This window comes from Candidatus Clostridium stratigraminis, from assembly GCF_045310675.1.
Taxonomy (GTDB): Bacteria; Bacillota; Clostridia; order Clostridiales; family Clostridiaceae; genus Clostridium_AT; species Clostridium_AT stratigraminis.
Genome location: NZ_JBJHZZ010000002.1, coordinates 274,905 through 290,011, shown reverse-complemented (window position 1 = coordinate 290,011; position 15,107 = coordinate 274,905). Strand labels below are relative to the sequence as shown.

Annotated in this window: 14 protein-coding genes; 1 reads left to right on the top strand and 13 read right to left on the bottom strand. The window is 33.3% G+C overall.

The genetic code is table 11. From position 1 onward, the window contains the following. Positions 1–24: 24 nt before the first annotated feature. The 3 genes from ACJDUG_RS05600 to groES form a co-directional block, all read right to left on the bottom strand. Positions 25–1,716, bottom strand: coding sequence for a GspE/PulE family protein (locus ACJDUG_RS05600; RefSeq protein ID WP_406768919.1), 1,692 nt, complete (start codon positions 1,714–1,716; stop codon positions 25–27). Between the two features lie 275 nt (positions 1,717–1,991). Then, a complete protein-coding gene (gene groL, locus ACJDUG_RS05595) occupies positions 1,992–3,620 on the bottom strand; it encodes a chaperonin GroEL (RefSeq protein ID WP_406768918.1) in 1,629 nt (542 codons plus the stop codon). Between the two features lie 18 nt (positions 3,621–3,638). Beyond that, entirely contained in the window at positions 3,639–3,923 is a 285-nt protein-coding gene (gene groES / locus ACJDUG_RS05590; RefSeq protein ID WP_406765201.1) for a co-chaperone GroES, read from the bottom strand. Positions 3,924–4,386: 463 nt separating this feature from the next. On the opposite strand from groES, the gene ACJDUG_RS05585 reads away from it, so the two are divergent. Next, positions 4,387–5,049: a TIGR01906 family membrane protein gene (locus ACJDUG_RS05585; RefSeq protein ID WP_406768917.1), complete on the top strand. Its 663-nt coding sequence runs from the start codon at positions 4,387–4,389 to the stop codon at positions 5,047–5,049. 64 nt (positions 5,050–5,113) lie between these two features. Here ACJDUG_RS05585 and ACJDUG_RS05580 read toward each other — a convergent pair whose 3' ends face one another. The 10 genes from ACJDUG_RS05580 to ACJDUG_RS05535 form a co-directional block, all read right to left on the bottom strand. Then, the gene (locus tag ACJDUG_RS05580; protein ID WP_406768916.1) at positions 5,114–5,671 is read right to left on the bottom strand and encodes a DUF5317 domain-containing protein; all 558 of its coding nucleotides are present in this window, start codon (positions 5,669–5,671) and stop codon (positions 5,114–5,116) included. Position 5,672: 1 nt separating this feature from the next. Next, positions 5,673–6,770 carry an HD-GYP domain-containing protein gene (locus ACJDUG_RS05575; protein ID WP_406768915.1) on the bottom strand — a complete coding sequence of 366 codons (1,098 nt, stop codon included), beginning with the start codon at positions 6,768–6,770 and terminating at the stop codon, positions 5,673–5,675. Between the two features lie 408 nt (positions 6,771–7,178). Further along, positions 7,179–7,796, bottom strand: coding sequence for a hypothetical protein (locus tag ACJDUG_RS05570; protein ID WP_406768914.1), 618 nt, complete (start codon positions 7,794–7,796; stop codon positions 7,179–7,181). A gap of 92 nt (positions 7,797–7,888) precedes the next feature. Further along, positions 7,889–8,608 carry a TVP38/TMEM64 family protein gene (locus tag ACJDUG_RS05565; protein WP_406768913.1) on the bottom strand — a complete coding sequence of 240 codons (720 nt, stop codon included), beginning with the start codon at positions 8,606–8,608 and terminating at the stop codon, positions 7,889–7,891. A 14-nt stretch (positions 8,609–8,622) separates the two neighbouring features. Then, positions 8,623–9,522 (bottom strand): DNA-3-methyladenine glycosylase family protein, encoded by a 900-nt coding sequence (locus ACJDUG_RS05560; protein ID WP_406768912.1) that lies wholly within the window; start codon positions 9,520–9,522, stop codon positions 8,623–8,625. A 134-nt stretch (positions 9,523–9,656) separates the two neighbouring features. Further along, positions 9,657–11,039 carry an NADPH-dependent glutamate synthase gene (gltA, locus tag ACJDUG_RS05555; RefSeq protein ID WP_406768911.1) on the bottom strand — a complete coding sequence of 461 codons (1,383 nt, stop codon included), beginning with the start codon at positions 11,037–11,039 and terminating at the stop codon, positions 9,657–9,659. Positions 11,040–11,054: 15 nt separating this feature from the next. After that, positions 11,055–11,933, bottom strand: coding sequence for a sulfide/dihydroorotate dehydrogenase-like FAD/NAD-binding protein (locus ACJDUG_RS05550; RefSeq protein ID WP_406768910.1), 879 nt, complete (start codon positions 11,931–11,933; stop codon positions 11,055–11,057). A 451-nt stretch (positions 11,934–12,384) separates the two neighbouring features. Continuing rightward, positions 12,385–13,230: a 3-hydroxybutyryl-CoA dehydrogenase gene (locus tag ACJDUG_RS05545; protein WP_406768909.1), complete on the bottom strand. Its 846-nt coding sequence runs from the start codon at positions 13,228–13,230 to the stop codon at positions 12,385–12,387. A gap of 80 nt (positions 13,231–13,310) precedes the next feature. Continuing rightward, complete coding sequence (locus ACJDUG_RS05540; protein WP_406768908.1) at positions 13,311–14,312, bottom strand: electron transfer flavoprotein subunit alpha/FixB family protein; 1,002 nt, start codon at positions 14,310–14,312, stop codon at positions 13,311–13,313. Positions 14,313–14,325: 13 nt separating this feature from the next. After that, positions 14,326–15,105, bottom strand: a complete 780-nt coding sequence (locus tag ACJDUG_RS05535; RefSeq protein ID WP_406768907.1) for an electron transfer flavoprotein subunit beta — start codon at positions 15,103–15,105, stop codon at positions 14,326–14,328. Positions 15,106–15,107 lie beyond the last annotated feature (2 nt).

The following is a 15,107-nucleotide window of genomic DNA, read 5'->3' as shown; positions in this document are numbered from 1 at the left end:
CTAACTGGCTTTTAATTATAAAAATTATTCTTTTAAATATGCCACTCTCATCAGCTCATCCATTGAAGTTATACCTTTAAGGACGTGGCCTGAACATGCATTTCTTAGGGTTCTCATTCCATTTTTAATTGATAAATCTCGAATTTCATCAGTACTGCAGCCCTTTATTATCATTTCCCTGTGTTCTCTTGTAATTTCCATTATCTCATATATTCCCACACGGCCTTTATAGCCAGTATTACCACAGAAACTGCAGCCTTTAGCTCTTTTTAGCTTTATATTCATATTCTGATTAATACCAAGAATATTTTTCTCATATGATGCGGCCTCATATTGCTGAGCGCAGTTGGTACATAACTTTCTTACTAGTCTTTGTGCAATAACACCACTTACCGAAGAAGAAATAAGATAAGGCTCTATACCCATATCTATAAGTCTTAAAACTGATGATGGGGCATCATTTGTATGTATTGTACTTAAAACTAAGTGCCCTGTAATAGCTGATCTTATAGCTATTTCTGCAGTTTCATTATCTCTTATTTCACCTATCATTATTATATCAGGGTCTTGTCTTAGTATAGATCTAAGTCCTGCTGCAAAGGTAAGTCCAATTTTTGTATTTACACTAACTTGATTAATACCATCCACAAGATATTCTACAGGGTCTTCAACAGTAATAATATTCTTATTTTCTCTATTCAGTTCACTTAGCATAGTATAAAGTGTTGTTGATTTTCCACTTCCTGTAGGTCCTGTTACTAGAATTATCCCGTTTGGAGTTCTAATAAATTTATCAAGCTTACTCATTTCCTCAGGATCTATTCCTAAATTTTCTTTTTTAACAAGAAAGTTATCTCTGCTTAGTATTCTAACAACTACTTTTTCTCCATTAACCTTAGGCAAAATGGAAACTCTAAGGTCAACTAGCTTTCCATCAATGGAAGTCATAATTCTTCCATCTTGAGGAAGCCTTTTTTCTGCTATATTAAGGTCAGCTAGAATCTTGATTCTAGTTATTAATGCACCTAAGGTATCTATGGGAGTCTTAAGAACTTCAAATAGGTCTCCATCAACTCTGTACCTTACCCTTACATATTTATCAAAAGGTTCAATATGAATATCTGAGGCTCTGCCTCTTACAGCATTTTCTATAATACTATCTACAAGCCTTACTACCGGTGCATTCTTTACCTCTTCAGCTGCATCTTCTTCTTCCTTTGTTTCAATTTTGTTAGAATGCTGCTCCTTTGATAAATCATCTGCAGCCTTCATAACATATTGCGAAGAGTAGTACTGCCCAATTGCCTCCTTAATATCCACTTCAGGAGCAATAAGAACTTCCACCATATATCCTGAAGTAATCCTCACATCATCTATAGCTATTATATTAAGTGGATCACTCATTACTACTTGTATTTTATTGTTTCTAATGGATATTGGTATTATATTATGCTTACTAGCCAGCTTAGCTGATATAACCTTAACTGCCTCTTTATCCACTTCGACTTCATCGAAATTTACTCTCTTAACCCCTAATTGTATTTCAAGTGCCTTCATCAAGCCATCTTCTGATATTATTCCCTCATCAACAAGGAGTTTACCTAACCTTTTCCCTGTTCTTTTTTGTTTCTCAAGTACATCCTCAAGCTGCATTGGAGTTATCATCCTTGCTTCAACAAGTAAGTCTCCTAATCTTTTTTTTATATTAAATTCCATGCTTTTACCTCTGGACAAATATAATTTTGTATTTAATTTAAACATTATACAATATTTTCAAATTTTTGATCACAATATATATACTATATTATTTTTACAATTATTACAATAACATGCATAACGCATTTAGTAAAAATCATTAAACATTTTCTGACATTGTTTTCGTTGCTGTCTTATTAAAATTTGAAACTATTTAAGTATTATCAATTATTACCATAAATATATTGTTTTTTTTAACATAAAAAAAAGAGCCCTAAAGGGCCCTTTAAATTATCTTAGTACATTCCATCCATTCCCATTCCGCCAGCAGGCATTGCTGGAGCTGGGTTCTTTTCTGGTATATCAGCAACAACACTTTCTGTAGTTAAGAAAGTAGCTGCTACAGAAGCTGCATTTTGAAGCGCACTTCTTGTTACCTTAGTAGGATCAACTATACCAACTTTAATCATGTTAACATATTTTTCATGTAAGGCATCGAAACCTACACCAGGTTCACTGTTTCTAACTTTCTCAATAATAACTGAACCTTCAAGGCCAGCATTTGCAGCTATTTGTCTAACTGGTTCTTCAAGTGCCTTAGTTATAATGTTTAAACCAACCTTAATATCAGCTTCCTCTGAATCAAGCTTAGCTACTTCTGGTATTACATTAATAAATGCAGTACCACCACCAGCAACAATACCTTCCTCTACTGCTGCCTTAGTAGCTGCTAAGGCATCTTCGATTCTAAGCTTTCTTTCCTTAAGTTCAGTTTCGGAAGCAGCACCAACTTTGATTACTGCAACTCCTCCAGCAAGCTTAGCAAGTCTTTCTTGCAGTTTTTCTCTATCAAAATCTGAAGTAGTTTCTTCTATTTGAGCTTTTATTTGTGCTACTCTAGCGTGGATTTCATCCTTGCTGCCTTTTCCATTAACTATTGTAGTGTTTTCTTTAGTAATCTTAACACTTTCAGCTCTACCAAGCATATCTAAGGTAACTTCTTTTAATTCTCTGCCTAATTCTTCAGAAATTACTTCACCGCCAGTTAATATAGCTATATCTTGAAGCATTTCCTTTCTTCTGTCACCAAAACCAGGTGCTTTAACTGCAACACAAGTAAAGGTTCCTCTTAGCTTATTAACAATTAATGTACCAAGGGCTTCTCCTTCGATGTCTTCAGCAATTATTAAAAGCTTCTTTCCTTGTTGAACAATTTGCTCAAGTATTGGAAGAATATCTTGTATGTTAGTGATCTTCTTATCTGTTAAAAGAATATATGGATCATCTAGTACAGCTTCCATTTTTTCAGTATCTGTAACCATATAGGAGCTTACATAACCTCTGTCGAATTGCATTCCTTCAACAACATCTAATTCTGTACCCATTGTTTTAGACTCTTCAACAGTAATAACGCCCTCATTTCCTACCTTTTCCATAGCATCGGAAATTAACTGACCAATTTCATCATCACCAGCAGAAATAGAAGCAACTCTAGCTATATCTTCCTTGCCTTCAACTGGTCTTGAAATCTTCTTAATTTCTTCTACAGCCTTATCAACTGCCATTTTAATACCATTTCTAATAAGCATTGGATTTGCACCAGCTGTAACATTTTTTAAGCCTTCTCTAATAATTGCCTGTGCAAGTAAGGTAGCTGTTGTAGTTCCGTCACCAGCAACATCATTAGTCTTTGTAGCAACTTCTTTTACAAGCTGTGCTCCCATATTTTCAAATGGATCTTCAAGTTCAATTTCTCTAGCTATTGTAACACCATCATTAGTAATAAGTGGTGCTCCAAATTTCTTATCTAAAACAACGTTTCTTCCCTTTGGTCCAAGTGTGATTTTAACAGTATTCGCAAGGATATCTACGCCTTTTTGCATGGATCTTCTTGCTTCTTCACCATAAATAATTTTCTTAGCCATTCCTATCCCTCCAATTTATTATTCAACTATAGCTAGTATGTCATCTTGTTTAACGATAGTGTATTCTTCACCATCAACTTTAACTTCTGTACCGGAGTATTTGGAGCATAAAACTTTATCTCCTACTTTTACTTCCATTCTTATTTCCTTGCCATCAACCATTCCTCCAGGTCCAACAGCAACAACTAATGCTTCTTGTGGTTTTTCCTTAGCTGCACCAGTAAGAACGATACCGCTCTTTGTTTTTTCCTCAGCTTCTAATTTTTTAATAACAACTCTGTCACCAAGTGGTCTAACTTTCATTTAAACCCCTCCTTAATGTATTTTTATTTATTATTAGCATCATATTGTTAGCACTCAATATCATTGAGTGCTAATATAATTATAATATAGTTAATCAGAAATATAAAATCAAGTCTCACTTAAACTTATCTATACCCAATTAGAAAGAAAAATAATGCATTATCTACTTTAAGATTATTTTTTTACATTATTTCTTCAAATTTCATTATTAATCTTAAATAAAGATTATTTTACATAGTAATATTATCCAAACAATTACTATTATAATCAAGTTAAAAAGAAAATATTCTTTTTATTATTGAATTTATTTTAAATTATGGCTTTCAGCCTACTTAAGCCGTTGACTATAATATTTATATTCTTTAAAATAAAATGTATATTAATAATGTACGATTTGAGAAATTCATGAGGCACAACAATTGATAATTGTTGTGTGCTAGTAAGAAATACGGGAGGGAAACAAATGAGCAAGGGCTTCAGTAAAATTATTACAATTATTTTATCCATCTGCTTAACTTTATTTCTAATTTCAATTGCAGTTAAAGCAACCTTGGCCTTTAGACAGCTTTATTTTTATGATATTGATCATTTAAACATTGCCAAGGACTATGGAATGTCCAAAGATGAAATCATGAAAAACTACAATATACTAATAGACTACACCCAAAACAAGAATATTGCTAAACTTCAAATGCCATCTTTTCCAATGTCAGCACAAGGTGAAATTCATTTTTCAGAAGTAAAAGCTCTATTTATGAAATTTAACTATCTTATGTATATAACTGGTATCATAAGCATAATAGGGATAATTTTAATGATTAAAGAGAAAGGTTATAAATATCTGAAATATAGCTCTATTTTACTTTTGGCACTTCCTATTGCTTTAGCAATACCTTTTGCAATTAATTTTGATAAAAGCTTTACTATATTTCACGAAATATTTTTTAGAAATAACTATTGGGAATTTGACCCTGTTAAGGATCCAATAATCAATGTACTTCCTCAAGAATTTTTCTTACATTGTGCAGTTATGATTTTGTTACTACTGGCAATTTTTAGTTTAATATGTTATGTAATTTATAAAAAAAATAATAAATCTAAGAAGAGAGATTTATTTTATAGTTAAACAAGTTAAAAAAATAGCTTCAAAATATAAAATATATGCTACTGGTGTATTTTATATTTTGAAGCTATCTTTCATTTTCTACAATATTATTAGAACTCTTCTTATTCTTCATTTCGGTTATAATAAAAATTGCCATTCCAAGTATTTCTATTATATCTCCAATGCTTGCAATACCAGCCTTTGGATACCTAATTGGAATTATATCAGCTAAAAAATAAAGCTTGGTGTTTTCACTAGTTAATTTATATAATCCCTGCAGTGCTACATCCCCAGAATAGCCTAAAGACTTAACTGTCTCCAGCCTTACAGGCATTACTCCGCCATTAGCAAATATAACAACTGCATTAAGCATAGCACCAATTCCTAATAATAGAAGCCATTTGTTTCTTCTATTAGCATAAGTAAATATTAGCAATAGTGCATACATAATAACGTCACTAATGTAGGTTAATATTCCTATGTGCAAATATCCCTTCTTTATCAGTGTAAGCTGAATAAATTCCATAAAAAAAGATATAAATACAAAGCTTATTAGTTTAACCTTTGCCGCATCTATATTCTTAAGTCTGCCATTTAAAGCGTATCCAATAATTATGGCTATTATAAATGCTAAAAGAAACATTCTACACCGCCTTTTGTTCTTTATGCTTCTCTAAAATCTTTGTATAGGCATCTACAACCTTTGGATGAAACTGACTGCCTCTAAATCTATTGATTTCAGCCATAATTTCTTCCTCACTTAACGCTTTTCTATAAGGTCTGTCAGTAGACATGGCATCAATGGAATCTGCCAATTGAACTATAAATACGTCTAAATTAAGGTCATTGCCACTTTTTCCATCAGGATAGCCCTTTCCGTCATACCTTTCGTGATGATTACGAACTATAGGTAATAAATCTTGTAAATTTTTGATGTCTTTAAGAATATTGTAACCTATTTCCGGATGGCTCTTAATTATTTCATATTCTTCATTTGTCAGTCTTCCTGGTTTATTTAAAATTTTATCATCTATACCTATCTTACCAACATCATGTAAAAGCGAAGCTATACGTATTCTTTCAATTTTCGTATCGCTGTATTTTAATTCTTTAGCAATTTTACTTGAAATTTCGCAAACCCTTTTAGAATGACCTTCAGTATATTTATCTCTAGCTTCCATGGCATGCATTAAAGTGTCTACAGTTTGTACGTATTGATTTTTTGATTCAATATATAATGAAAAGGTATATCTCACTAAAACTATTGGGAATATAATTAATAAAACACCTATGTACCCATATCTATTAAACATGTACGCTAGAACAATTCCAAAAGGTGTCATTATAAAGCTATTAAGGAGACTTAATTTTACATTGCTTACAAAAAAGAAAAAAATATTTTTATTGTTTAATATAGAAAATAATATAGAAATCAATAAAGTATTAAGCAAAAGGTATATAATTGAAAAAATGGAAATCATATAAAATTTCGCTAATATATTATTTGTATTATATGTTCCTCCTAATTGGGTATATACTAGACCTGCAAACAACATTGGTACTACTTGAACACAATAGTTAAACAAAGTTTTATATAAAGGATCGTTGAAAATATGCTGATACTTACCATCTACTTTTTTAAATCTTAATGAAGTTCCAATAATAACTATAAGACATGCAAGTAGTGGTCCATAAAAAATAATTGCTGCAATTTGCACTGCAAAGCTTGTACTTATTGCCATACCTTTATATACAATCCTAAAACTTTCTGCTATAGCTATAAAACAGATAAAAAATGCCACTTCGGTATAATTGGGTCGATAAAATGAAAATATATTATTCCTAATAATTATGATTACTGAAATAAAAGTTAACAAATATAAAGAAATCAGATAAATCTTAAGTTTTAAAGATAAACCTTTCATATTATCCCCCTAAAATATATAAAGACCGGTTATATTAAAATTTTAGCTCCATGTCCAAACTGAACCACCTGCAGCTAAAAGTGCAAGTAAAGCTAAGAATAATGGCAATAACTTCTTCATTTCACATTCCCCCTATCGTAAAATTAACAGTATTCCGCTAAGAACTGTCATATTTCACTCCGCTAGGGTAAAGAAAAAAATATTAACCGGTCTTTATAGACTGTGTTAAATAGTGCCTCGTAAAATTCTTCTGTTTACTGCATCTAAGGCTGCTCTGGCAATTGACTCATTGGTGTCTTGGTTCACTATTGCTGAACCTACTAGTATTTCCTCAGTTTCATTTAAAACCATATTAATAATAACTGTAACATAACTTATATCTTTACTTGTATGTATATAAACGTCTTCAACACTAAATAAATAGGCTTGTCCTAGAACAGCTTCAATAGAACGCACTGTAGCTGCTGCAACTATTTTTTTTCGATTTGCTGCAGTTTTTATACCACTAATCTTTTCTGAGTACTCTTCTCCGTCATGAATAAGGTAAACTGTGCATTCTAAGGCATTACCATCTATTTTAAAGTCTATTCCACTATACTTTATCCTTCTTAGATGCGGAGCATCATCGGTATGTATTTGCGCAATACTTATTATCTTTCTATCAATTCTATAATCAAAGACAGCTAGAAGTGAAGATTCTATATCTCTAACTATCTGCTTTGGTGCTCTTAAAGTATTTCCTAATATATGAACTTCTTGTAAGTTTTCTTCATCAACTACAAGCTTAGTGTTTAAGACTCCATCAATCTTACTAATAAGACTTTCTATTTCAGTAAAATCCATCTTGCGACCCCCATACATTTTACAATTTTATCTAAATTGTAGCACATTTAGTAATTAAAAACAATGATGCCTTATATTAAAACAAATCTTTTTTAGGTAACCTTTTTAGTTAATCTCCTTATTATCTGTTCACCTTTAAAAACCCCAAAAATAAATAATATTGTCATAATAACTGAAATAACAATGAGTATAATTTTATTTCCTACATAAATTTTTGCTCCAAAATATGCTGAAATAAAAATTCCTGGTATTCTTCCTAAAGTAGAGTATAGCAGAAAATTCCGAAAGCTAATTTCTGAAATACCACATATGTAACCTAGTACATCCTTCGGTATTCCAGGTATTAGATATAATAAAAAAACTACATAATTCATACTTCCTAGCTTTAATACTTTGCTAAAGAAGGTTAATTGTTTTTCTGAAATTATTTTTTTTATTAAAGGCCTGCCATATAATCTAGCAATACCATAAACAAGTGAGCTTCCTAAGGTTATACCTATCAAAGATAGTAACCCTCCAAGAAAGGTGCCGTATATGTATCCACCAGCAATTTGAATTACTTCTCCAGGAATAAAGAAAGCAACAACCTGCAGTATTTGAAGTCCTAAAAAGGCAAAAAGGCTATACCTGCCATAAGATAGGATAATATTCTTAATTTTCTTTGGACTCTTAAGAATATCAAAATATCTCGAGTAATATTCATAGCCAATATAAATTACAAATATAGCAACAATTGATAAAATTATATAGGCCTTTTTTTGATATAAGAAATCCAAGCCATTTTTGATTGCTTTCTTAATATTATTTAACATAATTCACCCTTTGTTTATAGTTTAATATTATTTTCTCTTGCATAATAAAATAAATATTGTTGAGAGAATCCTGAAAGCTCCCCGAACTTATTTCTAGCAAATTCTCTTATTTTTTTAAGTGAAACATCTGGTGCTAAATAAAAGTGCTGCATTGCTCTTTTTACCCATACATCTACAGGAAAAGCAGAATACTTTCCCATTGAAAATAACATGATACAATCAGCAACCTTAGGGCCAACACCGCTAAATTCCTGCAGTGCCTCATGACAACCATCATCATTTTGTGCTTTAATCCAGTTTAAGTCATATTCAAAACCACTTTCATTACCATTTGCCTCATTAATTTTTTCCACTGTATCAGCAATGTATTTAGCTCTAAATCCAGTGCTGCAAGCAGCTAAATCAGTAACAGTTGCTTTTGAAAGCTGCTTTAAGGTAGGAAAACTATAATAGGTTTGTTCCTTATATAAAATAGCATTTCCAAATTTCCTGCTTATATTATCAATGGCTTTTTTAATCATAGGAATTCTATTATTAGAAGAAATTATAAAGGAAATTACAAGCTCAAAAGGCTCCTGCTGCAGCAGTCTAATTCCATGACCAAATTCCACTGAAACCTTAAGGAGGCTATCTTTACTTAATATCTCCTTTATATTAGAATAATCTCTTTCTAAATCGAAATAATTCTGCCAGATTTCATAAAATTCCTCTTCATTAGTATTATAAATCAAAACATCCTTATCCCTTTTCTCAACTTCAATTACTTTGCCATAGGCTATGCCTATATAATTCCCATTTTCTTGTCTATTCCATCTAAAACATTGTCCACAATCAAATATGTGTGAAAGCTCAAAGTTTTTTATATCTTTAAGAATAACTCCATTTTCAAAGTTCTCTATTCTTGAATAATCCATATTCCACCTCAATCTGCAAATTTTGTCCTACATTCTGCAAAATTTACTTTTAATAATTTAAGTATATAATTAATAATGATTATTATCAACAAAAAAGGACAGTACATATAGCACTGCCCATTTACTTTATTCTATTATTTTGATAAAAATTCATCAATTGCTTTAGCTGCTTTTTTACCTGCACCCATTGCTAATATTACAGTGGCCGCTCCTGTAACTGCGTCGCCGCCTGCATATACTCTTTCCTTTGTAGTTAGTCCTGTTTCCTCTTCAGCAATAATGCATTTTTTCTTATTAATATCCAAGCCTTCAGTGGTTGAAGATATTAATGGATTTGGTGAAGTTCCAAGGGACATTATTACCGTATCTAAATCCATGATAAATTCTGAATCAGGTACCTCAACCGGCTTTCTTCTTCCTGAAGCATCTGGATCTCCAAGCTCCATTTTAACACACTTCATTCCCTTAACCCAGCCTTTTTCATCTGCTAGTACCTCAGTTGGGTTTGTAAGCATGTCAAAGATAATTCCTTCTTCCTTAGCATGATGAACCTCTTCCACTCTTGCTGGAAGTTCCGCTTCAGAACGTCTATAAACTATATGAACCTCTGCACCGAGTCTTAATGCAGTTCTTGCAGCATCCATAGCCACATTGCCGCCGCCAACAACTGCTACTTTATTTCCTACTTTTATAGGAGTAGCATAATCTTCCTTAAAGGCCTTCATTAAGTTGGTTCTTGTTAGAAATTCATTGGCTGAAAATACGCCGTTAGAATTTTCACCTGGAATTCCCATAAACTTAGGAAGCCCTGCACCTGAACCAATGAAAACAGCATCAAAGCCTTCATCTTCTAACAGTCCATTTATTGTTACCGTTCTTCCTACAATAACATTAGTTTCTATTTTAACTCCAAGCTTTTTAACATTTTCAATTTCCTTCTTAACTACATCTTCCTTTGGTAGCCTAAATTCTGGAATACCATATACTAATACTCCGCCTGGTTCGTGGAGAGCTTCAAAAATAGTAACTTCATAGCCTAGCTTAGCTAAGTCCCCTGCACAGCTTAGTCCTGAAGGACCACTTCCTATTACGGCAACCTTTTTTCCTTTTTGACTGCTTGTTTCTGATAAATCTATGTTATTTTCTCTAGACCAATCTGCTACAAATCTTTCAAGTTTTCCTATGGCCACAGGCTCCCCTTTAATTCCTAATATACACTTGCCTTCGCATTGGGTTTCTTGCGGACATACTCTTCCACATACTGCAGGAAGTGAACTTTGTTTTGCAATTACCTTTGCTGCCTTTTCAAATTCGCCTGCCTTAACATATTGTATAAATTCTGGAATTCCTATAGTAACAGGGCATTCAGTAACACATAGCGGATTCTTACAATTTAGACATCTTGATGCCTCCTGCATTGCTTCTTCCTTTGTATATCCCAAACAAACTTCTTCAAAATTTGCTTTTCTTATCTCTGGATCTTGAACTTTTATTGGAGTTCTTTTCATTCTATCCATCGCATTTCCCTCCATCTATTTATTGTCGCAGCCGCAGCAGCCACCGCCGCTGTGACTTTTTCTAAATTCAGACTTTGCCTCTTCTGTTTTATACATAGTTTGTCTTCTCATAGCTTCATCAAAGTCAACTAAATGAGCATCAAATTCCGGGCCATCAACACATGCAAATTTCGTCTCACCGCCTACTGTGACTCTGCAAGCACCGCACATTCCTGTTCCATCAACCATAATTGGATTTAGGCTGACTATGGTATGAATACCTAACTCTTTAGTAAGCTTTGAGACAAATTTCATCATTATCATAGGTCCAATAGCAACAACCATATCATAATGTTTACTTTGATTTAAGACTAAGTCTTTAAGTAAATCTGTAACCATTCCCTTAAAGCCATAGGAGCCATCATCTGTTGCAACATAAACTCTATCTGCAACCTGTTTCATATCCTCTTCTAAAATAAGCAAATCCTTTGTTTTACTTCCCATTATAACATCTGCTTTAATTCCTCTTTCCTTAAGCCATTTAACTTGAGGGTATACAGGAGCTGCACCAACTCCGCCGGCTATAAACATAATTTTCTTTTGTTTTAAGGTTTCAATATCTTCATGAACCATTTCGGAAGGCTGGCCAAGGGGCCCAACAAAGTCACTAAAGCTCTCTCCGATTTCGTATTCAGCCATTTCTTTTGTTGAGGTTCCCATGCTTTGAAATACTATAGTAACTGTTCCTTTTTCCGAGTCATAATCACAAATGGTAAGTGGAACTCTCTCGCCCTTTTCATCCATCTTAACTATTACAAATTGTCCGGGTTTTGCTGCCTTTGCTACTCGAGGTGCTTCAACATCCATTAAATATATATTGGGTACTAAAAGTCTTTTTCCTGCTATCTTGTACATAAGATCCTCCTTATATTCCTTTATATTTATTAAGTCCTTAATGATTTATTTGTCTTATTGTGTCTATTGAAAACGTTTTTTGTCAGATTAGTATAAGCAGCAGTTATATTATATAATAAAATTTTTAATTTTAAAACATAAAATTAATGTTGGAAAATACCGGTTATAGTTGTTTTATTGATTAATCAGTCAGTTTTTGTTATATTATCATTATAGCATACTATTTTATTAATGTATTAATAATTTATAAATAAACAGAAGCTGCTTACGAGCTGCAGCCAGTAGGTTTATGCTGCACAGTTTAATATTTCTTAGTAAAAGAATAGCCACAAAACCAAGTATTGTTCCTTTGATAGGAAAACACTTGGTTTTGTGGCTATTTCGAGCTTGTAACTTCTTGCAACCATCAGCTCATATAACATAATATATTTAGCTTTTTCTTATTACAAATTTATTTATAATTAAAGAAGCCCTTGCCTGTTTTTCTTCCTAGATATCCAGCTCTTACATATTTTTTAAGCAAGGTATGTGGTCTATATTTAGGATCTCCTGTTTCATTATATAATACATCCATGATTGCAAGTACAATATCATTTCCAATAAAGTCTGAAAGTGTTAGTGGTCCCATTGGATGATTTGCACCAAGCGTCATTGCCTTATCAATATCCTCTGCAGAAGCGGTTCCTTCTGCCAGAACTCCTATTGCCTCATTTAGCATAGGTACTAAAATTCTATTTACTACAAAACCAGGAGCTTCTTTTACCTCCACAGGGTCTTTTCCAATTGCTATCGAAAGCTCTTTGACTGTATTAAAGGTCTCATCAGAGGTTGCAATGCCCTTTATCACCTCTACAAGCTTCATAACTGGAGCTGGATTAAAAAAGTGCATGCCTATGAATCTGTCTGGTCTGTTAGTTGCTGATGCTATTTCTGTAATAGAAAGTGAAGATGTATTTGTAGCAAAAATAGTTTCAGCCCTGCAGAGCATATCTAGTTCTTTAAATATATTTTTCTTTATTTCCATATTTTCTATAGCTGCCTCAATTATTAGGTCGCAATCTTCAGCAGCCTCTAAAGCTGTTGTGCCAGATACTTTGCAAAGAATATCCTCCATAGCCTCAACAGTAAGTTTACCCTTGTCTACCAGCTTTGAAAGGTTTTTCTTGATTCCAAGAAGCCCTCTGTCAACAAACTCATCTTTTATATCTCTAATAGTCACCTCATAACCTTTAGCAGCAAAAGCCTGAGCAATGCCTGCCCCCATAGTGCCTGCTCCTAATACAAATATTTTTTCCATAGTAACCCCCTAAAAAAATTTATATTAACTATTTTATTAAGTTGATATCAGTCTCAATACATTGTTAATTATAATTGTCTTTAGCGAAGCTGCTTTATTTGTTCTGTAAGTTCTGGAATTATCTTAGCATAGTCTCCTACAATGGCTAAATCTGCTACCTTCATAAGTGGTGCTTCAGCATCCTTATTGATAGCTATAATATAATCACTTTCCTGCATTCCAGCCAAATGTTGGATTGCACCCGATATACCACAGGCAATATATACATTGGGCCTAACAGTCTTGCCTGTCTGCCCTACTTGATAGTTCTTATCCATCCAGCCATTTTCTACTGCCGCACGGGAAGCTCCTACTGTACCGCCTAGGGCATCTGCCAGTTCCTTTAAAATTACGAAATTTTCCTTGCAGCCTATTCCCCTTCCCCCTGAAACAATAAAGTTTGCTTCACTTATGTCTACTGCATCCTTTGCTGTTTTAACAATTTTCTCAACAACAGTCTTAATATCCTCTTGTTCTAATTCTACATTAACAACTTCAATATCGCCACTATTATTTTCTGACTTTTGTAACTTTTCAAACACTCCAGGTCTCACTGTTGCCATCTGTGGCCTATGGTCAACACATTCAATGGTAGCCATTAAATTGCCCCCAAAGGCTGGCCTCGTCATCATAAGGTTTTTAGTGTCTCTATCTATATCAAGTCCTGTACAGTCTGCTGTAAGCCCTGTGCTAAGTCTAGCTGCAGCCCTGGGTCCCAAATCTCTTCCAATATAAGAAGCCCCTATTAATAATATCTCAGGCTTTTTAAGCTGAACTAAATCGCACAAAACCTTTGTATAACCGTCCGTTGTATAATTTTCAAGTAGTGGATGCTCTATAATCAAAACTTTATGTGCCCCATAAGCTGTTAGCTCTTTTCCTAAAGCCTTCACTTCATTACCAATAAGAACAGCAGTTAATTCAGTATCTAACTTTTCAGCAATTTCATGGCCCTTTCCTAAAAGCTCTAATGAAACCTTTTGAAGGATGCCGCCTCTCTGCTCTGCAAATACCCATACACCTTTATAATTAGTCTTATCCACCTTTTTCCCCCCCTTATATAAAGTGTTTTTCCTTAAGCTTTGCTATTGCTACACTTGCAGCTTCCTTAGGAGGCATATTTATTACCTCTCCTTTACCCTTAGCCTCTTTTGTCATTGACTTTCTAACTTTTGTAGGCGAACCTAAAAGTCCAAGCATTGATTTATCTAAATCAATATCATTTGCGTTCCATAACTTAATTTCTTTTTTAAAGGCCTCATAAATGTACTTAATATTCATATATCTAGGAACATTTAATTCTTTAATTGCTGTTAGCAGAACTGGTGTCTTTACCTTAATAATTTCATAGCCATCTTCTAAAGCTCTTCTAACTTTTAGCTTAGCACCTTCAAATTCCACCTTTTCAACATAAGTAACTTGAGGCAGCTTTAAATGCTCAGCTATTTCAGGACCTACTTGAGCTGTATCCCCGTCAATGGCCTGCCTTCCAGCAAATACAATATCGTAGGGAAGTTTTTTAATTGCTTCAGCTAATGCTCTGGAAGTAGCTAAGGTATCAGCACCTGCAAAGGCCCTGTCAGTGATTAATATTGCCTCATCTGCCCCCATAGCAAGGGCTTCTCTTAAAGCATTTTCAGCTTGAGGAGGTCCCATGGAAATAACAGTAATATTAGCATTATATCTTTCTTTTAATACTAAGGCCTCTTCTAGTGCATTTTTATCATCTGGATTTATAATAGAAGGCACACCTTCTCTTATAAGTGTTCCAGTAATCGGATCTATCTTAACTTCATTTGTATCCGGTACTTGTTTAATGCATACAATAATATTCATAA